The 22,983-nt window shown below is 71.0% G+C and carries 21 protein-coding genes and 1 tRNA gene; 9 read left to right on the top strand and 13 right to left on the bottom strand.

The window, feature by feature from the left end; genetic code table 11:
- Nucleotides 1–207: 207 nt before the first annotated feature.
- Nucleotides 208–1,431, bottom strand: a complete 1,224-nt coding sequence (locus IO30_RS0102375) for an aminotransferase-like domain-containing protein (protein WP_051901800.1) — start codon at nucleotides 1,429–1,431, stop codon at nucleotides 208–210.
- A 96-nt stretch (nucleotides 1,432–1,527) separates the two neighbouring features.
- Between IO30_RS0102375 and IO30_RS0102380 the strand changes: the two genes are divergently transcribed.
- Nucleotides 1,528–2,409 carry a hypothetical protein gene (locus tag IO30_RS0102380; RefSeq protein WP_031138735.1) on the top strand — a complete coding sequence of 294 codons (882 nt, stop codon included), beginning with the start codon at nucleotides 1,528–1,530 and terminating at the stop codon, nucleotides 2,407–2,409.
- Between the two features lie 156 nt (nucleotides 2,410–2,565).
- Here the strand turns inward: IO30_RS0102380 and IO30_RS0102385 are convergent, their stop codons facing one another.
- The 3 genes from IO30_RS0102385 to IO30_RS0102395 form a co-directional block, all read right to left on the bottom strand.
- The gene (locus tag IO30_RS0102385) at nucleotides 2,566–2,775 is read right to left on the bottom strand and encodes a DUF397 domain-containing protein (RefSeq protein ID WP_031138737.1); all 210 of its coding nucleotides are present in this window, start codon (nucleotides 2,773–2,775) and stop codon (nucleotides 2,566–2,568) included.
- A 202-nt stretch (nucleotides 2,776–2,977) separates the two neighbouring features.
- A complete protein-coding gene (locus IO30_RS0102390; protein ID WP_031138739.1) occupies nucleotides 2,978–3,862 on the bottom strand; it encodes a helix-turn-helix domain-containing protein in 885 nt (294 codons plus the stop codon).
- A 263-nt stretch (nucleotides 3,863–4,125) separates the two neighbouring features.
- Nucleotides 4,126–4,860 carry a GOLPH3/VPS74 family protein gene (locus IO30_RS0102395; RefSeq protein ID WP_031138741.1) on the bottom strand — a complete coding sequence of 245 codons (735 nt, stop codon included), beginning with the start codon at nucleotides 4,858–4,860 and terminating at the stop codon, nucleotides 4,126–4,128.
- A 1,090-nt stretch (nucleotides 4,861–5,950) separates the two neighbouring features.
- On the opposite strand from IO30_RS0102395, the gene IO30_RS42790 reads away from it, so the two are divergent.
- The 6 genes from IO30_RS42790 to IO30_RS0102425 all read left to right on the top strand — a co-directional run bounded on the left by IO30_RS42790 (nucleotide 5,951) and on the right by IO30_RS0102425 (nucleotide 12,836).
- Nucleotides 5,951–7,699 (top strand): D-alanyl-D-alanine carboxypeptidase family protein, encoded by a 1,749-nt coding sequence (locus IO30_RS42790; protein WP_245234064.1) that lies wholly within the window; start codon nucleotides 5,951–5,953, stop codon nucleotides 7,697–7,699.
- A 111-nt stretch (nucleotides 7,700–7,810) separates the two neighbouring features.
- Entirely contained in the window at nucleotides 7,811–9,700 is a 1,890-nt protein-coding gene (locus IO30_RS0102405; protein WP_373316491.1) for an MFS transporter, read from the top strand.
- Between the two features lie 111 nt (nucleotides 9,701–9,811).
- Nucleotides 9,812–10,012: a hypothetical protein gene (locus tag IO30_RS0102410; RefSeq protein WP_234321774.1), complete on the top strand. Its 201-nt coding sequence runs from the start codon at nucleotides 9,812–9,814 to the stop codon at nucleotides 10,010–10,012.
- Nucleotides 10,013–10,274: 262 nt separating this feature from the next.
- A complete protein-coding gene (locus IO30_RS0102415; protein WP_031138749.1) occupies nucleotides 10,275–10,922 on the top strand; it encodes a sortase domain-containing protein in 648 nt (215 codons plus the stop codon).
- Between the two features lie 4 nt (nucleotides 10,923–10,926).
- A complete protein-coding gene (locus IO30_RS0102420) occupies nucleotides 10,927–11,601 on the top strand; it encodes a hypothetical protein (protein ID WP_051859484.1) in 675 nt (224 codons plus the stop codon).
- Complete coding sequence (locus IO30_RS0102425; protein WP_037892869.1) at nucleotides 11,601–12,836, top strand: sensor histidine kinase; 1,236 nt, start codon at nucleotides 11,601–11,603, stop codon at nucleotides 12,834–12,836. Before IO30_RS0102420 ends, IO30_RS0102425 begins: the two co-directional genes overlap by 1 nt.
- 47 nt (nucleotides 12,837–12,883) lie before the next feature.
- Here IO30_RS0102425 and IO30_RS0102430 read toward each other — a convergent pair.
- The 9 genes from IO30_RS0102430 to IO30_RS45145 all read right to left on the bottom strand — a co-directional run bounded on the left by IO30_RS0102430 (nucleotide 12,884) and on the right by IO30_RS45145 (nucleotide 19,419).
- A tRNA-Arg gene (locus IO30_RS0102430) sits at nucleotides 12,884–12,959 on the bottom strand.
- 603 nt (nucleotides 12,960–13,562) lie between these two features.
- Entirely contained in the window at nucleotides 13,563–14,054 is a 492-nt protein-coding gene (locus IO30_RS0102435) for a hypothetical protein (protein ID WP_031138753.1), read from the bottom strand.
- Nucleotides 14,055–14,092: 38 nt separating this feature from the next.
- Nucleotides 14,093–15,532 carry a hypothetical protein gene (locus IO30_RS0102440; protein WP_031138754.1) on the bottom strand — a complete coding sequence of 480 codons (1,440 nt, stop codon included), beginning with the start codon at nucleotides 15,530–15,532 and terminating at the stop codon, nucleotides 14,093–14,095.
- 10 nt (nucleotides 15,533–15,542) lie between these two features.
- Nucleotides 15,543–16,013: a hypothetical protein gene (locus tag IO30_RS0102445; RefSeq protein ID WP_031138755.1), complete on the bottom strand. Its 471-nt coding sequence runs from the start codon at nucleotides 16,011–16,013 to the stop codon at nucleotides 15,543–15,545.
- A 232-nt stretch (nucleotides 16,014–16,245) separates the two neighbouring features.
- Nucleotides 16,246–17,406, bottom strand: a complete 1,161-nt coding sequence (locus tag IO30_RS0102450) for an epoxide hydrolase family protein (protein ID WP_031138756.1) — start codon at nucleotides 17,404–17,406, stop codon at nucleotides 16,246–16,248.
- A 10-nt stretch (nucleotides 17,407–17,416) separates the two neighbouring features.
- On the bottom strand, nucleotides 17,417–18,187 hold the full coding sequence (locus IO30_RS0102455; RefSeq protein WP_037892873.1) for a thioesterase II family protein: 771 nt from the start codon (nucleotides 18,185–18,187) through the stop codon (nucleotides 17,417–17,419).
- 14 nt (nucleotides 18,188–18,201) lie between these two features.
- Nucleotides 18,202–18,525, bottom strand: a complete 324-nt coding sequence (fdxA, locus tag IO30_RS0102460; protein ID WP_031138758.1) for a ferredoxin — start codon at nucleotides 18,523–18,525, stop codon at nucleotides 18,202–18,204.
- 39 nt (nucleotides 18,526–18,564) lie between these two features.
- A complete protein-coding gene (locus IO30_RS0102465) occupies nucleotides 18,565–19,026 on the bottom strand; it encodes a hypothetical protein (protein ID WP_031138759.1) in 462 nt (153 codons plus the stop codon).
- Between the two features lie 216 nt (nucleotides 19,027–19,242).
- Entirely contained in the window at nucleotides 19,243–19,419 is a 177-nt protein-coding gene (locus IO30_RS45145; RefSeq protein WP_157853058.1) for a hypothetical protein, read from the bottom strand.
- Between the two features lie 632 nt (nucleotides 19,420–20,051).
- Here IO30_RS45145 and IO30_RS0102475 point away from each other — a divergent pair.
- Together IO30_RS0102475 and IO30_RS0102480 are read left to right on the top strand one after the other, a co-directional pair.
- Nucleotides 20,052–21,251, top strand: coding sequence for a cytochrome P450 (locus IO30_RS0102475; RefSeq protein ID WP_051859483.1), 1,200 nt, complete (start codon nucleotides 20,052–20,054; stop codon nucleotides 21,249–21,251).
- A 30-nt stretch (nucleotides 21,252–21,281) separates the two neighbouring features.
- Nucleotides 21,282–22,940 carry a condensation domain-containing protein gene (locus IO30_RS0102480; RefSeq protein ID WP_031138761.1) on the top strand — a complete coding sequence of 553 codons (1,659 nt, stop codon included), beginning with the start codon at nucleotides 21,282–21,284 and terminating at the stop codon, nucleotides 22,938–22,940.
- Nucleotides 22,941–22,983: the final 43 nt, after the last annotated feature.

Raw genomic sequence — 22,983 nt, forward strand, 5'->3', positions numbered from 1 at the left:
GGCCGAAGGCCATCGCGAAGCGACGCGACCGCAGGGAGCGCCCTTGAGGGCCCGGCCCGGCACGGAAGGACCGTGGGACTGACGGGAATCCCCCAAGACATCTCTGATACCGCCCAGCAGGCACAAGCCCCCCCCGAAGCCCCCGCCCCCCAGCCCCCACCCGCGGCTCCTCCCGCTCCTCCCGCTCCTCTCGCCGCTGCGCCGGGCTCAGATCGCCGTGCCCAGGCGGCGTAGGCCCTCCTTGATCTCCTGCGGGGTGTGTGTCGTGAAGGAGAGGCGCAGGGTGCGGGGGTCCGGGTGGGCGGCGAAGAAGGGGGATCCGGGGACGAAGGCCACCTGGCGGGATATGGCCGCGCTCAGCAGGGCCGTGGCGTCGCAGCCCTCGGGGAGGCGGGCCCAGACGAACATGCCGCCCTCGGGACGGTTCCAGGTGGAGCCGGCCGGGAGGGCGTCGCCGAGGCCGGTCAGGAGGGCGTCGCGGCGGTCGCGGTAGGCGGTGCGGACCTTGGCTATGTGGGCGTCGAGGTCGGCCGTGCCGAGGTAGTGCGCGGCGGCGAGTTGGTCCACCGTCGAGGTGTGCAGGTCGGCCGCCTGCTTCGCGACTACCGCGTGGCGGCGCAGCGCCGCAGGGGCCCGTAGCCAGCCCAGTCGCAGGCCCGGGGCCATGATCTTGGAGAAGCTGCCGAGGAGGGCCGTACGGTCCTCCTCGGCGCCGGGGTGTGCGGCGAGCCAGGGCACGTGGGCGCCCTCGTAGCGGAGGTCTCCGTACGGGTCGTCCTCCACCAGCCACAGTCCGAGGCGTGCCGCGGTCCGTGCGACGGCCGCGCGGCGGGTGCCGGGCAGGGTGCGGCCTGTGGGGTTCTGGAAGGTGGGGACGGTGTAGAGGAGCTTGGGGCGTTCCCGGGCGACGATCGCGTCCAGGGCGTCCGGGAGGATGCCTTCCTCGTCGCACGGTACGGGGACCACGCGGGCCCCGGCGAGTCCGAAGCACTGCAGGGCGGCGAGGTAGGTGGGGTTCTCGACCAGGACCACGTCACCGGGTTCGATCAGGGTCGTGGTGACGAGGGTGAGGGCCTGCTGGGAGCCCGAGGTGATCAGTACGTCGTCCGGGCCGGTCGGCAGGCCGCGGGCGGTGGCCCGGGCGGCGACCGCTTCGCGCAGTTCCGGGGCGCCTTCCGTGGTGGAGTACTGGAGCGCCCGCCGCGGGGTGGTGGTGAGGGCGGTGTCGTACGCGGTGCGCAGGCCCTCGGCGTCGAAGAGTTCGGGTGCGGGCAGGCCGCCGGCGAAGGAGATGGTCCCGGGGCGTTCGGTGAGGGCGAGGATCTCGCGTACGGGAGAGCCTTCGGTCGAGGTGGCGCGGGTGGCGAACGCGGGCGGCGGAGTGGGGGCGGCTGCGGGCACGGGGCACCTCCGGGAGACGGGTGCGCGCATCGTAGCCGGAGAAAGATGCAGACGGCATGTATGTATCGGATGGTGAACCGCGTTCCGCCCCTCCCGATCTGACGTCACATCAGCTAGACCGGTGCCATGACGACGACACCGGAGCAGGGACATGTTCGGCACGAGGACGGCGGGCCGCAGGACACCCGCGTCGACGACTACGCGGGACTCGCGGCTGTGGGCCCGTACGGGGTCCGGCCAGGCCATGCGCTGATCACCATGGTCGAGCCGCACCCGGGCCACGAGTACGCGTACAACCGCTGGTACGAGGACGACCACTACTACGCGGGCGCCATGGCCATGCCCTGGATGTACGCGGGCCGTCGCTGGGTGGCCACCCGCGAACTCCAGGAACTGCGCTACCCCGAGAAGTCGGCCGTCGCCCAGCCGGTCACGGCCGGGTGCTACATATCGACGTACTGGGTGACCGAGGGCCGCTACGACGAGCACATGAAGTGGACCGTCGGCATCAACAAGCGCCTCAACCGCGACGGCCGCGTCTACCGCGACCGCACTCACGTCTTCACGGCCTTCCAGGACCACGCGGCCACGGTCTACCGCGACGGGGCCGCCGGCCCGCGGGACTTCCACGCGCTCGACCATCCGTACGCGGGCCTCGTCGTGCAGGTCGTCGACGCCGACGGCCCCGAGCAGCGGGCCGAGCTGCTCGAATGGCTGCGTTCGCGCGCCCTGCCCGCGCGGCTGCAGGGTTCGCCCGCCGCGATGGTGACGGTCTTCCGGCCGACACCGCTTCCAGGCGACCGGATGACGTACGTCAAGCAGGTCGAGGGGGTCGGCACCCGCCTCACGCTGCTGTGGTTCCTGGAGGAGGATCCGCGGGGCTGCTGGGACCGCTTCCAGGGGCTGGACCTGGAGGTGGCCGAAGCGGGGCTGGGACGGGTGGAGCTGGTGGCCCCGTTCATTCCGACGGTGCCGGGTACCGATCGCTACGTCGACCAGCTGCGGTAGCCGCTGGCGCTGGCGCTGGCGCTGCCACTGGTGCAGGCGCTGCGGTAGCCGTCGGCCGTCGGGCATGGCCGAGCCCCCTCGGCCAAGACGGCGGGTCGGTCGAGAGGGCTCCAGTCAGTGGTGCGGTGGGGAAGGCCGGGATGCACGCCGTGACGTTCAGGCGAGGCGTCCCAGCCGGCCCTCGGTGACGTCGGTGACGAACGAGGTCCAGGAGCCGGGCGCGAAGGTGAGGGACGGACCGTCCTGCACCTTCGAGTCGCGCACCGCGATGGCTTCCGTGACGGGGGACTTGACCTCGACGCAGGCGCCGTTGGCAGAGTAGGAGGACTTGACCCAGTTGACCGTGGCGCCCTGGCGAATAGCCATGTTTCTCTCCGGTTCAGCGAGTAGTTCCGTGTCGTGTCGGCCATTTTTCCGGCTGACCTGATCGACGCTACCCGCAGCTCCGGACCGGAGACGGGGCCATTCACCCGACCGAGTGGCATATTCCATTCAGGTCTTATGTGGCCGGGGACTGACGGTGTACCGTGCGGCGCCCCTCTTGCTGACCGGTCCGGACCCTCCCTCTTTATGCCGTCTTGCCCGCATAGGCGTCGATGATGTCGGAGATGAAGTTCCGGGTCTGGTCGACATTGAGCGCCTGAGCGCGAAGGTGTTCGTACATCACGCTGTACTTCTGCACGTCGTTGGCCTTCTCCAGGTACAGGTCGCTCGTCACGCCTTCGATGTAGACCACGGTCGAGTCGGAGGCGTCCGGGAATTCCAGAATCGCGTACTGGCCGTTGACCCCGGGGTGCGCGCCGAGCGCGAAGGGCATGACCTGCACGGTGACGTGCGGCTGTTCCGACTGCTCTATCAAGTACTGGAGCTGCCGGATCATCAACTGCGCGTCGCCCACCTGGCGGCGCAGCGCGGCTTCGTCGATGACCGCCCACAGGCGCAGAGGCCCCAGTTCCGGATTGTTGTTGTCCGCTTCGGAGAGCCGCTTCTGCCGGTGCATCCGGACCTGGACCCGCTTGTCCACGTCTGCCGGGGCGGTCTCCGGCCACGCCCCGCGGACGAGGGACTGGGCGTACTCGGTGGTCTGGAGCAGCCCGGGGATCACCAGGGGCTCGTACGTGCGCAGGCTCGCGGCGTCCGTCTCCAGGCCGATGTAGACGCTGTACGGGATGTCGCCGAAGGCGTGCCACCAGCCCTGCTGGCGGGAGTCCTTGGCCATCTGCATGAGGGAGTCGACGAGCCGCCGGTCCTCGACCTCGTACACGTCGCACAGATCGCGGACGTCGCGCTGGCTGATCGAGCGGCGGCCGTTCTCCAGTCGGCTGATCTTCGACTGGGAGACCAGGAGGCGCTCGGCCACCTGTTCGGCCGTCATGCCCTTGTCCTCGCGCAGCTTGCGCAACTCCATGCCCAGTCGGCGGCGTCGGACGGTGGGATTGACATTGGACGCCACGTGAACGGCACCTCCGCCTTCTTCTGTTGCTGTCTCTCTGCGTGTCTGCTGGTGAGCAGACTGCCACCGAAGCGTGCGACGGCGCTGGGGAACGGCCGGGAAAAACAGACGCGCGGGGCGGCGCGACCGGCGGACCGGCCGCACCACCCCGCGCGCTGGCGGCTCCCGAACCGGGTCAATTACGACGTCGGTCACGGCGATGGCGTTGCGATGGAACTGTGGATCCGAGCCTGATGGTGCGGTGGTGCGGTGGTGCTGGTGGATCAGTGCGCGGCCGCGCGGGCCATGGCACCCGTCCGGCGCGGCTGGAGCGGAACCCCGCTCGCCACGGCCCGGGCCGGCGGTGCCGGTGCGCGGTCGCGGCGTGGCTGTGCGGCCACACCGTTCTGGACGTCCATCACGGCGTGCGCCACGAGTCCGCCCATCGGGTCGTGCCGGATCAGGTCCCGAAGCCGGGACCTGGACGACCGCCCCTCGTTGCCGGGGTACAGGTGCTTGCCGAGTCCGACCGCGTGGGCCAGTGCGGCAAGCGCCGCGGTCCGCGGGTCCGGCGGTACGCCGGTGCGGATCGCACTGTCGAGCCGGGCACGGATCTCCCGGCTGATCGCCGTGTCGGTCGCCTGGTAGCGAGTCGTCGGCAGCACACCGCACATCTGTCCCGCCACGGCATGGACCATGCCGCAACGCTCCAGATGAGCGAGGTAAATCTGGCGGAGCCCCAGTCGGGGTCCACCGATCCAGTGGACGGCCCGTACCGGGCTGCCGCGCCTGCGCAGCAGTTCCAGTGCGGAGTCCAGAGTCGGATCTCCTGTCGGCCGTGGCATCACCACGGCGATACGATCCCCATCAGGGGCTATCCGTCCTGCCAGAGCCAGCTCCACTAGCTGTGCCCCGGCCAGGCCGAGGTCGAGCGACTGCGGCTGCGCCGTGGTACCCGTGGCCGGGTCCAAGGCGAGCAGCAGAAGCTCCTCCGGAATTGTTCTGCGGCTCCTGCCCATCCATGCCTCCCCGCGTGGATGAGTGACAGGGTGACGCCTCTCACATTCATCTGTCGAGAGCGCCTGACCGCTTTGCGGGGGAACTCGCAGCTATGTCGTTCTCGTCTAGCACGGGGGCGATGCCCCCTAGACGGGACACTGTTAGACATTCGGACAGCCGGACGTGGCGGCGATCGAGGAGGAACTGGTGGCGGGCGAGTCCCCCGAGAAGTCGGTTGATGCAGGAGCGCCGGGGGCGGCGGAGTCCTCCGCGGAGCATGATCCGAGGCTGTCGGTGTTCCGGCCGAGGGATCCGGAGGACGGTTCCAGGACCGCTGCCGGTTCCGGCGGCGGTTCGCGCGCCGAGGCCGGATCGGAGACCGAAGCCGAGACCGAAGCCGAGACGGAGGCGGAGAGCGGGACCGAGGCGGAAGCCGAAGGCGCAGCCGCGGTTGATGCCGACTCCGATTCCGGCTCCGATTCCGAGGCGGAAGCCGCGGTTGATGCCGACTCCGAGGCCGACGCCGGCTCCGGGAAGCGGGATCCGCTGCGCGAGGCGGTGGCGGCCTGGGTCGCGACGACCGGGGCCGAGGCGGATGCCGCCAAGTCTCCGGCCGCGCCTGCTTCCGAGGGTTCCGTTTCGGATGGCGCGGCGAAGCCTGCCGACAGTGAGCGGACTGCGGTCTTCCGTGCCGTGAAGTCCGATGCCGTGGACCGGAAGCCTGCCGAGGCCGAGCCGGCCGAGCCGGCCGAGCGTCCCGCGCCTGCTGGTTCCGCTTCGGCGGATGCGGTGGATCCGGATGGGCCTGCCGACAGTGAGCGGACGGCGGTCTTCCGTGCCGTGAAGCCCCCGGTCGTGCCTGCTTCCGAGGGTTCCGCTTCGGCGGATGCCGCGAAGCCTGCCGACAGTGAGCGGACCGCGGTCTTCCGTGCCGTGAAGCCTGATGCCGTGGTGCAGAAGCCCGCGTCCGAGTCGGCCGAGTCGGACGACCGGGCTGACCGAGCCGAGCGTCCCGCGTCTGCTGGTTCCGCTTCGGCGGATGCGGTGGATCCGGATGGGGCTGCCGACAGTGAGCGGACGGCGGTCTTCCGTGCCGTGAAGCCCCCGGTCGTGCCTGCTTCCGAGGGTTCCGCTTCGGGGGACGCCGCGAAGCCTGCCGACAGTGAGCGCACCGCGGTCTTCCGTGCCGTGAAGCCCGGTAGCGCCCCGGCCGCGCCGAAGGGCGGCTCCGAGGAGCCCGCCGACAGCGAGCGCACCGCCGTCTTCCGCGCGGTGAAGCCGGATGCCGCGCCGCCCAAGGCCAGCACCTTCGTGCCGCTGCGCACCGACGACGTCCCGGCGAGGCCCGATGCCGGGCAGAAGCCGAAGACGGCCCCCACCGGGCCCGGGGTGCACCCCGCGGACCGGAAGCAGGCCGCCCAGGCCCCGGCTCCGGCGGCCCCCGCCAAGCCCGCCCCGGCCCCCGCCCCGGCCAAGCAGGCCCCCGCGCCCGCGCCCGCCAAGCCCGCGGCGGCGTCGGCGCCGAGGTCGGTGTTCGACTCCCCTGAGCGGACCACCCAGCAGCCGCTGCCGCCCAAGCCGCCGCTCGACATGCTGGCGGACCTCACCAACAACCCGCCCCCGCCGCCGAGCCCGATGCGTACCGCGGTGCGGCGGTTCAAGATCTACGCGCCGCTCGTCGCGCTCCTGGCGATCGTCCTCGCCGTCGTGCAGCTGGTGCGCCCGCTGCCCGAGCCCGAGCTCGTGATGACCGCGAAGTCCTCGTACTCCTTCGGCGGCTCCAAGCCCAACCTGCCCTGGCCCTCCGAGGGCCAGGCGTACATGGCCGCGGCCGGTCTCGGCACGCTCGGCCAGTCCGGCGAGCAGAAGCCCGTACCGATCGCCAGCGTCACCAAGTCGATGACGGCGTACATCATCCTGCGCGACCACCCCATCAAGAAGGGTGAGCAGGGCCAGATGATCGACATCGACAAGACGGCCGAGACCGAGGGCAAGAAGAACAACTCGACCGACAACGAGTCCACGCTGGACACGGTCCAGGAGGGCCAGAAGATCTCGGAGTACGACGCGATCGCCGCGCTCATGATTCCGTCGGCCAACAACATCGCGCGGCTGCTCGCGCGCTGGGACGCCGGTTCCCAGGAGGCGTTCGTCAAGAAGATGAACGACACCGCCAAGGAACTCGGCATGAAGAACACCACGTACACGGACCCCTCGGGTCTGGACGCGACCACGGTGAGCACCGCCGAGGACCAGGTGAAGCTGGGGCTGAAGCTGGTCGAGATCGAGACCCTGCTCGAGATCACGAAGAAGCCGAACTGGACGGACCCGTCGGGCAAGACCTGGCGGAACTGGAATGGCCTGGTCCCGGCGGACGGCTCGCTCGGCATCAAGACCGGTACGACGACGAAGGCCGGCGGCAACCTCCTCTTCGCCGCGCAGAAGAAGATCGGCAACACCAACCAGCTGATCGTCGGGGCCGTCCTCGGCCAGCACAAGCCGCCGATCATCGACAGCGTGATCGCGGCGAGCAAGCAGCTGATGCTCGCCACGCAGAAGGCCCTGGAGGGCGCGCCCGTGGTGAAGAAGGGCGAGGTCGTCGGGTACGTGGACGACGGTCTCGGCGGCCGTACGCCGGTCGTCGCCACCGCCGACGTGCAGGCGGTCGGCTGGGCCGGGCTGACGGTGGACGTCAAGCTGGCGGACGGCGGCGCCGTCATCCCGCAGACCGCGAAGGCGGGCACCGAGATCGGCCTGCTGACGGTCGGCGAAGGGGCCAGTCAGGTGAAGGTGCCGGTGGCGTTGCAGAGCGATCTGGCCGCGCCGGGCATCGGGAGCAAGCTGACGCGCGTCGGCTGACCTCCGGTGAGGTGAGAGCGTGGAACCGGCGCCCCGGGCAACCCCGGGGCGCCGGCGCGCGTCCTGGCATGCGGGACGCGTGTGCGGAACCAGGTGTTGGGGAGTGCGGCAGTGACCACCGCTGAGCAGCAGGGCCGCAGTCAGGTCCGTGGCGGGACACGGAGCCCGGCGGTGTCCGCCGAGGGCTCCGGCGGTGTGCCCGAGGACCCGGGCGGCATACGGACCCGGGGCGGGCGGTGGGCGCTGCGGCATCCGGTGGCCGTGGCCACCGTCCTGGCCGCGGTGCTGCACGTCGTCTGGTTCTTCAGCTTCGCGAACAGCGGCGGTGACCTGGCCGCGCAGGACGCCTGGGCCGAGTTCGTCGGCCGTCATCCCGATTCGGCGTACAACCTGGCGTGGTACGGGGGCATGCACCCCGTGTCGTACAGCGTGGTCTCGCCGTACCTGATGCACGTGCTCGGTGTCCGGACCACGATGATGATCGCCGGGACGGTGTCGGCGGGGCTGCTCGCGCTGGTCCTGACCCGCTGCCGGGGTGCTGTGCGCGAGCCCTTGTGGCCGGCGCTGGCCGGGGTGTTCGGGCTGCTGTGCAACGCCCTGTCGGGGCGGGTGACCTTCGGCCTGGGCGTGATGTTCGCGCTGGGTGCGGTGGCCGCCGTCTTCTGCTGGCCGCGCAAGTGGGCCGAGCGGCGCTGGGCCAAGGCCGCCGTGGCGGCACCGCTTGCCGGGCTCGCGACGGCCTCCAGTCCGGTCGCGGGGCTGTTCCTCGGGGTGATCGCGGCCGCGCTGTTCCTGAGCGGGCGGCGTCCGGGTGCGTACGCGCTGGGTCTGGCCCCGGTGGTGGTGGTCGGGCTGTCGGCGTGGCTGTTCCCGTTCTCGGGGACGCAGCCGATGAAGCTGGGGTCGGCGTGGCTGCCGTTCATGTTCGCGCTGCTGATCTTCTTCCTGGTGCCGAAGCGGTGGAAGACGGTCCGGATCGCCGCGGCCGTCTACGCCTTCGGCACCTTCCTGACCTGGGCGATCGACTCGCAGGTGGGTTCCAACGTGACCCGGCTGGTGATGCTCTTCGGCGGGGCGGTGCTGCTGGCGGCGCTCCCGTACGAGGTGCCGCGCTCGCGCCGCTGGTACGCGGTGCTGCTCGCCTTCGTGGGGCTGAACGCCTGGATCACCACGAACAGCGTCACCGACATCGTGCGGACGACCCCGCTGGCCGCCTGGAGCCGGGAGCTGGCGCCGCTGGTGGACCAGCTGCAGAAGGCGGGCGCCGACCGCGGGCGGGTCGAGGTGGTCCCGGCGAGCAGTCACCGCGAGTCCTCGGCCTTCCCCTCGTACGTGAACCTCGCGCGGGGCTGGAACCGGCAGGCCGACCTGGAGCGCAACCCGCTCTTCTACGACGACACCCTCACCGCCGACAGCTACCGGACCTGGCTGGACCGCTGGGCGGTGCACTACGTGGTGCTGCCGGCCGACAAACCCGATTCGGGCGGCAAGGACGAGGCGAAGCTGGTGCGGGCGGGGCTGCCGTACCTCCAGCAGGTGTGGGGCGACAAGAACTGGCAGCTGTTCAAGGTCCACGAGCCGACGAACCTGGTGTCCGGGCCGGCGACGGTGGTGCGGGCCGGGGCGGACCAGCTGGTCATCGACGTCAGGCAGGCCGGGCGGGTACTGGTGAAGATCCCGCACTCGCCGTGGCTGGGGCTGGTGGACGGGGCGGGCAAGGCCGTGGCGCCGCCGCAGGAGACATCTGCATCGAAGGCGCGGGGCGGGGACGGGGACGGGGCGGCGGGCTCGTCGCGCAAGGAGTTCGCGAACACGGCCGGGTGCCTGTTCAAGGCGGCCCCGGACGACGAGGGCGACGTGTGGACGGAGCTGCTGGTGCCGGCGCCCGGGGTGTACCGGGTGGCGGCGAAGTACCAGCTGCCGCGGGGGACGCCGTGCCCGGAGGAGCTGATCCGCCAGGCCCTGGGGCCCCCGCTGCGGCCGGCTGCGCCGGTCCGCTGACCGGCCGCCTTGATCGGAATTCTTTACGTCCGGTCCGGGTGCGTGGTGCCGTATATGTGCATACGATCCCAGTAGTCCGATTGGGTGCTTCCCGAAGGAGTTGACGACGGGATGAGCAAAGAGCAGAAGCAGGACGTCCGGGCGGCCATGGCGAAGGCGCAGGAACAGCTCCAGCTGCCGAACACGGGTCACGGCTTCGCGGGTCCGCTCCGGAGCAAGGTCAAGGGCGGGGCGCACACGAAGGCGGCCCTCAAGAGGGCCGGTACTCCGCAGGGTGACCGGATCGGCGAACGCAGCAGAGGACTCAGCTGACCCGTCTGACCCGCCGCTGGGCGGGCATCGCAGGTGGCAGCCCTTCCGGCTTCGGCCGGGAGGGCTTTCGTCTGCCCGCGGGCGGGGCCTTGACGGCTTCGTGGGGCAGTGGCCGGGCAACCGTTACACGGCCGAGGGACGACGCACACACGGCCCTCGTAACGTCGCACGGGTGGGCTCATGCCCCGTCCGACCCGTCCGACCCGTCCGACCCGTCCGACCCGTCCGACCCCGTCCCGTCCCGTCCCGTCCCGGAGTACCCATGTCCCGCACCCTCGTCCGAGTCCGCCGCGCCGTGGCCGCCTCCGCCGTAGCCGTCACCGCGACCGGCGCCCTCGTGGGCTGCGGGGGCGGGGGCGCGGGCGCAGGCGGGGCCGGGGCGAAGCTCGCGGCCGACCCGCAGGTGGGCAGTACCGCGGCCCCCGCTCCCGCCACCGGCGGCGACCTGTCGCTGCCGCGGTCGGAGCCGACCGGCCTGAAGATCGCCTCGGCCGGGGTGGACGCCGCGAAGATGGTGGACCTCGCCGTGGACCCGGCCTCCGGGGAGCTCGGCGTGCCCGATGCCGACACCGAGGCGGACGCCCCCGGCTGGTGGACCCAGGGCGTGACCCCGGGGGAGAGGGGCGTCGCGGTGCTCGTCGCGCACTTCGACACCAGGCACGGGCCGGCCCTGATGAAGGACGTCAAGAAGGTCGGGCTCGGAGACCTCGTCGAGGTGCCGCGCGAGGACGGCCGGACGGCCAGGTTCAAGATCCGCGAGATCGAGGACGTGAACAAGAAGGACTTCCCGACGGACAAGGTCTACGGGGACACCCACCGCGCCGAGCTGCGCCTGCTGACCTGCGGCGGCCCGCTCAAGGACGGCCACCGCACCAACAATGTGATCTTCTACGCCGACCTGGTGGAATGACGGCGTGACTCCGACGACCGCCCGGCGCCTGTCCGCCCTGTTCCTCGTGCCCGCCCTGCTCCTGCCGGCCGGCTGCGGAGCGGGAGGCGGCGTGCTGGCCACCGACGACGGCCGCCCCGTGCCCCGCGCCCAGGGGCCGCACCGGCTGTGGCCCGAGCGGTCCCCGGCCCCGCCGGAGCCCGACGAGGTGCGCGCCACCGACGGGCCCACCCGGGTCGCGGGTCTGGCCGTACCGAAGGGCGCCCTGCGCGGGGTACGGCCGCTGGACGTGCTGAGGGCCGACCTCGGGCCGGGCGCCGGACAGCCGGGCGAGGGGGGTGAGCTGCGGGCCGCGCTGGAGGCGTGCGAGGATCCCGAGGCCGCCGGGTGCCCCGTACGGCGCGCGCACTACCGTGATCTGACCGGCAACGGCCGGGACGAGCTGATCCTCGGCGTGGAACTGCCCGGGCACCGCATGAACCTCCGCGTCTACACCGCCGACGACGGCCCGCTGCTGAGGATCATGGACACGACCGCGCGCGTCATCGACGTGCAGCTGACGGAACGGGACCTGATCATCCAGTCGACCACCAGCCTCCCGGGGACCGAGAGCCGTGACGTGTGGACGTGGTTCCCCGAGCAGCAGTCCATGGTGCCCCGCCTGATGGAGACCGTCCGCAGTCCCCCGGAGCAGCGCTGATGCGGCTGCCCGCCTGGACGGCGACGCTGACCTGGAAGGCGGCCGTCTTCATCACCCTCATGTGCTGCGGGCTCGCCGCGCTCCTCGGCGGGCTCGTGCACGGCGCCATGACCCAGCAGACGGTGGGCACGGCGCGCGAGAAGGCTCTGGCCAAGCTGGACCGGGCGATCAAGGCGTACGAGACCGGTGCGCGCCTGCCGCGCGGCGAGGGCATCGACCCGGTGGGCCTGCCGCCGGAGCTGCGCGCGCTGGCGGTGAGCGGCAAGCGTGGTACGGCCATCGGCGAGCACCGCGGCCGGTCGGCGATGTGGGCGGCGGGGCCCGCCGACGCCGACACCGCGATAGCCGCCTCGGTCGACTTCAGCTCCAGCGAACGCATCATCGCGGACCTGGACCGCGCCATCCTGGGCTCGTCGGTGCTGGCCATCGGGGGGACCCTGCTCATCGGTGCCTTCGGCGTCACCCGGATCACCCGGCGGCTGCACCTGACGGCGCAGGTGGCCCGGCGGATCAGCGCGGGCGATCTGGACGCGCGGGTCCGGTACGCCTCGCGGAGCAAGGACGAGGTCGCGGCGGTCTCCGAGGCCCTGGACACGATGGCTTCGACGCTCCAGGACAAGCTCGAATCGGAGCAGCGGTTCACGGCCGATGTCGCGCACGAGCTGCGCACCCCGCTGACCGGCCTGAACGCGGCCGCGGAACTCCTGCCGCCGGGGCGCCCGGCCGAGCTCGTACGGGACCGGGTGCAGGCGATGCGCGCGCTGACCGAGGACCTGCTGGAGATCTCCCGGCTGGACACGGGCACCGAGCGGGTGGAGCTTGACTCGTGCGACCTGGCGGAGGTGGCGGCGCGCACGATCCGCGGCTCGCAGGCCGCGACCGAGCTGGTGGTGCTCTCGCGGGTCCGGGCGGAGACGGACCGGCGTCGGCTGGAGCGCATCCTGGGCAACCTGATCGCCAATGCCCACCGGCACGGTGCGGCCCCGGTGACGGTCACGGTGGACGGCGCCGAGGTGACGGTGACCGACGGGGGCCCGGGCTATCCGGAGTACCTGCTGAGCACGGGCCCGCAGCGGTTCCGTACGGAGGGCATGAACAAGGGCCACGGCCTGGGCCTGACGATCGCCCGGGGCCAGGCCCGCGCGCTCGGGGCGACGCTCACCTTCCGCAACCGCCCGTCGGGAGGGGCCGAGGCCCGCGTCAGGCTCCCCGGGCCCACGGACCCGCTCCCGTAGCGGACACGCAGAAGGCCCCCGGCCGCATGCGGCCGGGGACCTTGCTGTGGTGCCCTCGGCAGGATTCGAACCTGCGACACCGGCTTTAGGAGAGCCGTGCTCTATCCCCTGAGCTACGAAGGCGGGGGCTTGTCGCAAACGTTGCCGGAAACCCCAGAGGGATCGCGCGCCGCCTCGACAAACATGCTGGTCAGGCGACGTGCACACATCCGGGTGGAGATGTCCTCGCGGACACTTTCCCCGGCACGCGCCTGGTAGCCGACTGACCGCTGACAGCCTAGCGGATCGTGCTGGGAGTGGTCGCATGGATTTGCCGCGGGAGTCGGGCTGATGCGAAGCCATGGTCATGACCTGGAGGTTCTGAGGGTCTGGGGTGGTGGGCGGGGAGGCCGAAGGGGTTCCAGGCGCGAAGAGGGGCGGCCGGGGCGTCCGTTCCGTCCGCTTGACCCAGCAGGGGCGTCATCTGGCGGAGCCCGACCGGCTGGGGTGGCGACAACGCGCACACCGCCTTCGGCTCCTCCGGGGTGAGCAGTCCCCAGTAGCCGTAGTTCGGTTCTCGCCCCCGCCGGCTGGAGCAGGCGAAGCAGAAGCAGGCGACACCGCAGGGTCGGGCGTGAAGTCGAGCAGTTCAGACGCCCTGATGAAGTGCTGGCCCCGGCGAACGTGGCGGGCGCGACCGGGTTGACGTGTGCTTGCAACACCGCGGTCTTTGCAGACAGCTGGGCGTCAGTCGACCCCTCTCAGGTAGACGCGGCTGCTCCGTTCGTCGATCTGCGCCACCGCGACCTTGAGCCAGTTCAGGTCGCCCTTGCAGGGAGCGCACACCTGCCCCTCCCGGACCTTGGGAAGCGAATCCGGTTCCGGAAGTCCCAGGTGTGCGAACGGCGTGGCCGGTGTTGCCTCGGCGGCGAAGGGCTGCTCACGCAGTCTGAGGGGCTGCTCCGGCTTCAGCTGGGTGAGGAAGGGCTCCACGGCTTCCGCGGGCAGGACGAAGGACAGGATCAACCCGTCGTCCTGGAAACCCCTGCGGTGCGCCGCCACGGTGTGAGTCGCTGTCGAGGGGACCTCCACGTGCAGGGTCCGGGCGATGGAGTCGGCGGTGGCCCCCTCGACCCAGTCGGACGTCCCCGGGTCCGCCGAGCGGCCGCCCTCCCTGCCACTACCGCCGGACGCCCCGGAGCATCCGGCGGCGAGCGCGCCGAGCAGCACCGTTGCCATGGCAAGCACCGGGGCGCGGCCCGGGCGTCGCGCGCGGATCATCGGGCGGCCGAATTACGGCCGATGTCCGTGCGGGTGCCGTCCCGCCCGGTGTCCTCGGGTGCGGGCCAGGATCCTTCGGCCGACAGGTCGTGCCGCTGTACCGAGCTGCTTCCTCGCATGTCGAACTCCCTGGCCAGTCCTGTCGTGTGCATGCGGGCCATGTCGGCATCGGTGACGGTGGTCGGACCGATCGGCGTGGCCTTGCCCGGGTCCCAGTTGTACCGGTCCCACACGTTGACCTGGTAGTCGATGCTGACCTGCGGCTTTCCGTCGGGTCCGGGGACGGCGGTGACCACCCCGGTCGTATTGGTCATGCCGCTGCCTACGGCCAGGTACCAGTTGTTCGTACCGTCCGGGCCCTTTTCGTGCTCGTATCCGCTGCTGCCGGATTCCACGGGGATGGCGACAGGCTTGCCGCCTGACTTCTCGAAGGCATCCAGTGCCTGCTGCCGCCACTCGTCCTGCTCTGTGGCCCGGATCCGCGCCACCTCGTCCCGGAACGCCGGGTCGTCGGCCAGCATGCGGTCGACGTCCAGATCGAGCGTCTTGCCGCTGCCGTTGAGGTAGTGATCCATGTGTCGGGCCGCGTCGGTCTTGCCTATGAAGTCGCCGGAGTTCGAGATGCCGTTGGCCTGGATCTCTTTCCAGTAGTCCGATATTCCTGGCGATTCGACGTCGTACGGTCCGGCGCCGTCGTCCGCGGCGACCTGCTTGACCTGAGGCCGGAGCAGGCCGGCAGCAAGAAGGTCGTCCCGGTGCTGGGTCCACAGCTGGGCCCGGGCCTCGGGCCCGAGTGACTGCCAGAGCCGCTGCAGCTCCTTCCGCTGTGTGGTGTCGGCTTCCTCGCCGAGCCCGGCCAGTTTCAGTGCTCGCGGGAGCATCTCCTGGTCGAGGGAGGTGTACGTCGCATGGCCGGCGTTGTGCGGATCCGCGCCGTGGCTGCCGCGCAAAGCGCGTACGGCAGCGGCATCGACCTCGGCCGCATGGCTCACCACTCCGCTCAGGGTGTCGGCGTACCAGCGCATGAGGTCCTGCTTGCGCCGGCCGGGGCCGTCCACCTCGCAAACCAGGGCATCCTCGATCGTCACCGCTCCGCCTTGCCCCACACGGACGTTGAAGCCCGCATCCTTGGCGTCGGTGGTCACGTTCTTCGCCTGCTGCTGGATGGCCACCAGTTCGGAGTGGGCGTCCTGGAGGACGCTGAAGATGCTCTTGGCCTCCGTGTGGAGGTCCTCTATCTCCTTGACCGTCTTGGCGACGAAGGTGCGGGTCACACCGGCGTTCACGCCTTCCCATCGGGCCTTCTCGGCCTTGGCCTTTGCCCCGTCGCGGGCCTGTCCCCCCAGGATCTGCAGAGCTTCGGCCGTGCGCTTCCAGTCCTGAACGGCGGATCCCAGCTTCGTGAGGTCGAGTTCCATGAGGTCCGAGTAGTCCATGCCGTGCTCCCTACTTGAGGTACTCGTCGATACGGGAGACGGACACGGCCGAGCCGTCGCGGTTGCGGAGCGAGGCCGCGATGGCCTCGTCGTCCGCGGCGTGGGCCTTCTTGGAGTAGTCCAGGTGGTTCGAGATGTGGGCGCATGCCTGCAGGACCGTCTTCACCTGAGAGGTCCACACGGACACGGTGGTCTCCAGCTCGCCACCGAGTGAGAAGCCGGCCGTCTTCAAGGATGCTGCGGCCTGCATCGTGGAGCCGCTTCCTGAGCCATCGGCACCGGCGCCGGCGATATCGGCCTGCTTCTGCAGCTGCCCATGCAGCAGGAAGGCCTCGTGCCCCACTTCGCCCAGGTCATCCTGGTGTACGACCAGGTCGGCCTGACCGCCACCAGGTCCGCTGGTCACCTGGTTGAGGCGTATCGACACCTGGCGCTCGCCGGCCGCATCTCCCTTGGCCTTTTCCCACTCATCCCACACCATGGCGCCATTTGATCATGTTCTGACAGGCGGGGTAGGAGCAATATGAGCCGGTTTTCCCGGCTCTGACCTGCCCGACACGGGCGGCCTGAGCCCACGTGCTCTGATCGTGCGGGCTCCCCTGAGCACGTCAATGCTTTCGAGCCCGGCGCGCCACGCGCAACGGGCGATCCGGGGCGATCTCATCGCGCCCCCATAAGCGGCGGGACGCCTGGGTGGTGCCACGGCCGGGCCCTCAGAGGGAGCGGAAGAAGGTCCGGATGTCGTCGACCAGGAGGCGGGGCTGTTCCATGGCCGCGAAGTGGCCGCCGCGGTCGTGGTCGGTCCACTGGACGATGTTGTTCGTCTGCTCGGCGAGGTGGCGCAGCAGGACGAAGTTCTCGCGCGGGAAGTGGGCGAGGGCGGTGGGTGCCTGCGAGGGTTCGGGGGGTGAGCCCCAGTAGTCGGCGTGGGCCCGCTCGTAGTAGATGCGGGCCGAGGAGCCGGCCGTGCCCGTGAGCCAGTACAGCATCACGTTCGTGAGCAGGAGGTCGCGGTCGACGGGCTCGTCGGTCCACTCGTGGAACTTCTCGGAGATCCAGGCGAGCTGGCCCACGGGGGAGTCCGTCAGCCCGTAGGCGAGGGTCTGGGGGCGGGTGGACTGGATGTCCGCATATCCCTGTTTGTCGCGGGCCCATTCCTGGAAGCGCTCCCAGGATTCCCGGGTGCGCTGTGCCTGCTCCGGGGGCAGGCCGGAGAGGTCGGCGTGGTCGTCCGGTTCCCGGGTCATATAGGAATTCGGAATCAGGTTCAGGTGTACGCCGATGACCTCGGGCCGGGTGCGTCCGATTTCGCGGGAGATCGCCGCGCCCCAGTCGCCGCCCTGGACGCCGTAGCGCTGGTATCCCAGCCGGTCCATGAGCTCGGCGAATGCGGCGGCGACCCGGCGGAACTCCCAGCCTCTTTCCCGGGTGGGGCCGGACAGTCCGAAGCCGGGGATGCTCGGCAGGACGACGTGGAAGGCGTCGGCGGGGTCGCCGCCGTGTGCGGCCGGGTCGGTGAGCGGGCCGACGACCTCGGTGAACTCGACGATCGAGCCCGGCCAGCCGTGGGTCAGGAGCAGCGGGGTCGCGTCGGGCTCGGGGGACCGTACGTGGGCGAAGTGGATGTTCGCCCCGTCGATCTCGGTGGTGAACTGCGGCCATGCGTTCAGCCGGGCTTCGGCGGCCCGCCAGTCGTAGGCGTGCCGCCAGTACTGGGCCAATTCTCTCAGGTAATCCCCCGGGATCCCGTAGTCCCAGCCCGCTCCGGGGATTTCGTCGGGCCACCGGGTCCGGTCCAGGCGTTCGTTCAGATCGTCCAGATCGGATTGGGGGATATTGATCCGGAACGGATCGATGTTCTCTGAAAGAAGCATGCGGGGCATCCTAATTCACCGCTTCTCGGCATTCCGTTGCGAGGGCCAGGGAGCGGACGAGGGCGGCGACTTCCGGCCAGTTGTGCTGCAGGTAGAAGTGGTCGCCGCTGAGGGTCTCCAGGCGGAACGGGCCGGTGGTGTGGCCGGCCCAGGCGCGCAGGTCGTCGAGCGGCGCCACCGGGTCCACGTCCCCGCCGAGGGCGACGAGGGCGCAGCTGAGCGGTGCGTCGCCGCGGGGGCGGTAGGTCTCGCTGGCCCGGTAGTCGCCGCGGATGAGCGGCAGCAGCAGGGAGCGCATCTCGGGGTGTTCGAGGAGTTCGGCGGCGGTGCCGCCGAGCCAGACCACCTGGTGGGCGAGGGCCTCGTCGTCCAGGAGGTAGGAGGTGGTGAGGCGGACCCGGGAGGGGGCGGGGCGGCCCGAGGCGATCAGGGCCACGGGGCCTTCGGGGCCGAGCCGTTGGGCGACCTCGTAGGCGAGGATGGCGCCCATGCTGTGCCCGAAGAAGATCCGGGGCACCTCGGTGGGTGCGGCGCGCAGGGCTGCGGCGGCGCGGTCGGCCAGCTCGTGCAGGTCGGTGACGACCGGTTCGTCGTGGCGGTCCTGGCGGCCGGGGTACTGCACGGCCACGACCTCGGCGTCGCCCGCGAGTTCGAGGCCGAGCGGGCGGTAGACGCTCGCGGCTCCCCCCGAGTGGGGGAAGCACACCAGCTGCGGTGCGTGCGGTGCGCCGGACGGGCCGGCCGGGTTGAGGTACTTGAGCCACGGGTCGGGCCTGGGCATGGGTGTTTCCTCCGTCAGGCGTGCGTCTGCACGGGCAGGGCGTCGACGAGGGGGTGGTCGTGGTCGATCACGCCCGTCTTGGACGCGCCGCCAGGGGAGCCCAGTTCGGCGAAGAACGCGGCGTTGGCCTCGCGGTAGGCAGCCCACTCGCCGGGGGTGTCGTCCTCGTAGAAGATGGCCTCGACCGGGCAGACCGGCTCGCAGGCGCCGCAGTCGACGCATTCGTCGGGCTGGATGTACAGGGCCCGGCGGCCCTCGTAGATGCAGTCGACCGGGCACTCGTCGATGCAGGCCTTGTCCTTGATGTCCGCGCAGGGCTGGGCGATTACGTAGGTCACTTCGATGTTCCTTGTCCGGGGTGCCTGGGTGGTGTGGCGTCAGATCAGGTCGATGCGGTAGCTCGTTCCGGCGTCGGCGAGGGCCGAGTAGCAGTACGCGGCCCTCGCCGCGGAGAGCAGCGGCAGCCGCCGGGACCGGGCGAGCAGGACGGAGTGGCAGGCGGCCAGGACCTCGGGTCCCACGACCCGGCGGTCGGAGCAGCCCGCGTACAGCTGGCCGGCGGAGAGGGTGTCCGTGGGGGTCATGTCGACGATGTCCACGCCCCCGCGCTCCTGGAAGGTGCGCAGCGGGACGCCCGCGCCGTGCTGGTGGCCCTGCTCGCACTCCTCGTCCCAGCAGGTGCGCATGGAGCAGGCCACGGCGAAGGACACCGCGGGGGTGACGAGGCGAACCCGTCCCGACCGTACGGAGTCCCGCAGGGCTGCGCCCTTCGGTGTGTGGCCCATCGCGATCCGGTACAGCGAGAGGGGGTCGACGACGGCGGTTGTGGTGGTCCCCAAGAGTTCTTCCTGGATAGCCACGGCAGTTTCTCCTCGGCAGTGGTGCGTAGTGGAAGGAGGCGCGGTGTCCGGTCCCCGCACGGGATCGCCGTGTCCGGGCCGGGGGCTGCGGTGCGGGTGCGTTGCGGGTGCGGGTGCGGGTGCGGGTGCGGGTGCGGGTGCGGGTGCGCGGGCGCCGGCGGACCGGTGTGCGCGGGCCCGTCCGCGGTGCTGTGCTCAGAGCCCGCGGTAGGCCGGGTCGTTGCCCGCGCACCCTTCGCCTTCGGGGCTGTGCCCGGAGGTGTGGTGGGGGCGCAGCGGCGTCCGGGCGGAGGGGCGTTCGTAGGTCTCCATGCGGTGCATCGGGCTGCGGAACGTGTCCGTCCGGTCCCCGGTCTGGTCGTCGTGGTGCACAGGCGATCTCCGATCGAAGCGACGTGGTGACCCGCCGGCGGAAGGCGTGGACGGGCCTGCCTCCGACAGGGCGGCGCGCCGCACCGGTGGACGGGCGGACGGGCGGGCCGGAGGGCGACGGTGGCGGTGACGGCGACGGGCTGCGAACCGTCGGGAAGGGGAAAGGGCGGGCTCCCGCACGAGAGCCCGGGGGCGCCCGGCGGGGACGCCGAGCGAAATATTGAGTTGTGCCGAGTGGGATGTCAATGGTCCCCGGAATGCTCCGCGGGCCGTCGGCCCCCGGCTGTTCCGAGTGGCCGAGTCTGCCTCACCGGAAGGGATTTCGGGCCTTTCCCGGGCCCCTGAGAGGGGTGAGTGGCATCTACTTGCCAGCCCCCTCGGCGGGTACGGGGGCGGCCGTAGAGTCCCCATCATGCTGCGAGCTCCGGGTCCGCTTCGGCCGGTCGTTCGGCGGCGGACCACTTCTTGAATTCAATTTCCCCGTGGGCCGATGTGCACCGATCGGCACCGCACCGTCCATCGGATTGCTGCCGTCCGGGAACTCGCTCCGTGCTGTCCCTTGTGCGACGCCTCAGTGAAAGGAATCGGCCATCTCCATCCACGACACTCGTACGTCCGGATGTCCGGTTGACATGGGATCGGCCGATCTCATCGACCCGACTCTTTACAGCGACGGCGACACGCACGAGATATGGCGCCGGATGCGCCAGGTCGACGGTCTCAGCTGGCACCAGGTGGACGAGGAACGCGGTTTCTGGTCCGTCGTGAAGTACGCCGACACGGACCTGGTCCTGCGCGACACCGACACCTTCACCTCCGAGCGGGGCACCCTCCTCGACCTGCTCGGCACCGACGACCCGGCCGGCGGGCAGCAGCTCGCCGTCACGGACCCGCCGCGGCACACCGAGCGGCAGGCGCGCCTGAAGAAGGCACTGGCCGTCAAGGCCGTGGACCGCCAGCGCGAGATGATCCGGCCCAAGGTCATCGACCTGCTCGCCCCGCTCGGTGACGGCGGAGCCTTCGACTTCGGCACCGCCATGCTGGGGCTGCCGATGTCGGTCACCGGCACGATGATGGGCCTGCCGGAGGAGGACTGGGCCTGGCTCAGCCGCCTGACCACTGTGTGCATCGCCGCCGACGACCCCGAGTTCCAGGACGAGGGCGGCAAGGAGGCCACGCTCAAGTCGGCCCACCGGGAGCTCTTCGGGTACTTCCAGGACCTCATGCGCCACCGCCGGGAGAACCTCGGCGACGACCTGCTGAGCGTGCTGATCTCCACGCGCTTCGAGGGCCGGCTCATGTCCGCGAGCGAGATCGTCGCGAACTGCTACAGCCTGCTCCTCGGGGCCAACGTCACCACGCCGCACGCGCCGACGTTCGTGATGGCCGAATTCACGGAGACCGATGTGCTCGCCGACTGGGCGGCCCATCCCGAGGTCAACGGCACCGCCTACGAGGAGGCGCTGCGCTGGGCCTCTCCGGTCAACCACATTCTGCGCTATGCCACCCGGGACACCGAGGTGCGCGGTACGAAGATCGCCGCGGGAGATGCGGTCGTGGCCTGGCTGGGCGCGGCGAACCGCGACGAAGAGGTATTCGAGAACAGCCACACCTTCGACATCCGGCGGAAGCCCAACAAGCACCTGGCCTTCGGAATCGGACCGCACTACTGCGTGGGCCACAGCGTCGCCCGCGTCACCATCAGCATTCTTTTCGAGGAGCTGCTGGGCCGTTACGAGGATTTCCAGCTGGCGGGCAAGCCCGAGCGGCTGATCTCGAATTTCGCATCCGGCTACAAGCACGTGCCGATCACGGCGCGCCTGCGCAAGTAGGGATGCCGCGTGCACCCGAAAGGTCCTGCCTTGTCTGCACTTCCCGCGCACAGCCCGTCCGCCCCGGTCTGGTACGAGGCGAATCCGGCGCAGAAAGGGCTGTGGGTCCTCGACCAGGTCGAGCAGCTGCGCCCCACCAGCCTCATCCCGACCGTCGTGAAGTTCACGGGCCCCCTTGACCACGGCCTGCTCGTGACGGCCGTCCAGCGGGTCCTCGACCGGCATCCGGCCCTGCGCTCCCGCTTCCGGCTGGACGCGGAGCACCGCAGGATCGAGTACCGCACGGACGGGCCGGCCGCCGAGGCCGGGTTCATCGACGCCGCGGCCGAAGGCTGGTCCGAGGAGGAACTGGCCCGTCTGGTCGACGTGTTGTGCTACGCGCCCTTCGAGCTGGGGCAGGAGGCGCCCGTACGGGCCGAGGTGATCCGCCTCGACGGGGACACCGCGCTGCTCGTCCTCACCGTGCACCACATCGTCTGCGACGGCTGGTCGCGCAGCCTGCTGATGGCCGAGGTCGCCACGGTGTACCGGGCGCTGCTGGCCGGGTGCGAGCCCGCGCTCAGCTCCCCGCCGCACCCCAGCGAGGTCGTCACCATGCTGGGCCCCGGGGAGCTGGACGAGCGTCTTCCGGACGTCGTCGAGCGGCTGCGCGGGGCGCCGATCGAGGTCGAGGTGCCGTTCCGCCGGGACACCGACGACACCTCCCTGGCCGGTGGCTCCCTCGCCACGCGCTTCGACGAGGAGCTGACCGAGGCCCTGCTGGCCGCCGCCGGGGAGGAGGGCTGCACACCGTTCATGACCGGGGTCGCCCTGCTCGCCGGGACGCTCGCGCGCACCGGCAGCCAGCGGGACTTCCTCTTCGCCTTCGGCTGGCCGGGCCGGGACGACCCGGCGGTCGCCGACGCGATCGGCATGTTCATGAACACCGTCATGATCCGCGTGACGCTCGACGACACCACCACCTGGCGCGAGCTGCTGCGCAGCGCCCGCTTCGGGGCGATGGAGGCGTTCATCGACGCCGACGTGCCCCTGGACGCGGTGACCGCGGCCCTCAAGCCGGAACGCGACGTCATCTGGCCCCCGCTGTCGGCGGTCCTCGTCAACATGGCCGAGGTCCCCGCGGACATGGAGCTGGCGCCCGGCGTGCTGGGCCGCCTGCAGCCGCTGCCGTCGCTGCACATGAAGTACGACCTCGGCCTCTTCGTGTGCCTCGACGGGGAGTCCGGCCGCAACCGGCTGGAGCTCTCCGTGGACTACACGAAGGCCCTGTACGGCGACGACGCCGTGGCCGATTTCCTCGCCGACCTGCGGCGAAGTGCCCTTGCCCTGTCCCACTCCCTGGAGGAAACCGTGACCGACACGTCCACCGAAGCAGTAGACCTCTCCACCCCCGAGGCGCGGATCGCCCTCGTGCGCTCCCTGTGGCAGGAGGTCCTCAAGACCGACGAGGTCGCCGACGACGTCAGCTTCTTCGACGTGGGCGGCGACTCGCTGCTCCTGATCGTCCTCGTCGAGCGCATGACCCAGGCCTCGGGCCGGTCCGTCAAGACGATGGACATCTTCCGGGCGGGAACGGTCCGCGGACACGCCGAGCTCCTCGGTGCCCCGGCCGCTGCCGCCGCAGCGGGCTCCGGCGCGAGCGCACGTGAGCGGCTGCTCGGCGCCGCGCGGGCCGGCGGCCAGGGCTGACCCGGCCGCGGCCCGCCCGCCGCGGGCCGCTGCCACCTTCCCG

It is taken from the genome of Streptomyces xanthophaeus (assembly GCF_000725805.1).
GTDB lineage: Bacteria > Actinomycetota > Actinomycetes > Streptomycetales > Streptomycetaceae > Streptomyces > Streptomyces xanthophaeus.

Coding starts and splice junctions, on each gene's coding strand:
- IO30_RS0102415 (WP_031138749.1), top strand. CDS start 10,275: ATGTCCCGCACCCTCGTCCGAGTCCGCCGCGCCGTGGCCGCCTCCGCC.
- IO30_RS0102425 (WP_037892869.1), top strand. CDS start 11,601: ATGCGGCTGCCCGCCTGGACGGCGACGCTGACCTGGAAGGCGGCCGTC.
- IO30_RS0102475 (WP_051859483.1), top strand. CDS start 20,052: ATGGGATCGGCCGATCTCATCGACCCGACTCTTTACAGCGACGGCGAC.
- IO30_RS0102445 (WP_031138755.1), bottom strand. CDS start 16,013: ATGGTGTGGGATGAGTGGGAAAAGGCCAAGGGAGATGCGGCCGGCGAG.
- IO30_RS0102395 (WP_031138741.1), bottom strand. CDS start 4,860: ATGGGCAGGAGCCGCAGAACAATTCCGGAGGAGCTTCTGCTGCTCGCC.
- IO30_RS0102440 (WP_031138754.1), bottom strand. CDS start 15,532: ATGGACTACTCGGACCTCATGGAACTCGACCTCACGAAGCTGGGATCC.
- IO30_RS0102385 (WP_031138737.1), bottom strand. CDS start 2,775: ATGGCTATTCGCCAGGGCGCCACGGTCAACTGGGTCAAGTCCTCCTAC.
- IO30_RS0102410 (WP_234321774.1), top strand. CDS start 9,812: ATGAGCAAAGAGCAGAAGCAGGACGTCCGGGCGGCCATGGCGAAGGCG.
- IO30_RS0102455 (WP_037892873.1), bottom strand. CDS start 18,187: ATGCCCAGGCCCGACCCGTGGCTCAAGTACCTCAACCCGGCCGGCCCG.
- IO30_RS0102435 (WP_031138753.1), bottom strand. CDS start 14,054: ATGGCAACGGTGCTGCTCGGCGCGCTCGCCGCCGGATGCTCCGGGGCG.
- IO30_RS0102380 (WP_031138735.1), top strand. CDS start 1,528: ATGACGACGACACCGGAGCAGGGACATGTTCGGCACGAGGACGGCGGG.
- IO30_RS0102450 (WP_031138756.1), bottom strand. CDS start 17,406: ATGCTTCTTTCAGAGAACATCGATCCGTTCCGGATCAATATCCCCCAA.
- IO30_RS0102375 (WP_051901800.1), bottom strand. CDS start 1,431: ATGCGCGCACCCGTCTCCCGGAGGTGCCCCGTGCCCGCAGCCGCCCCC.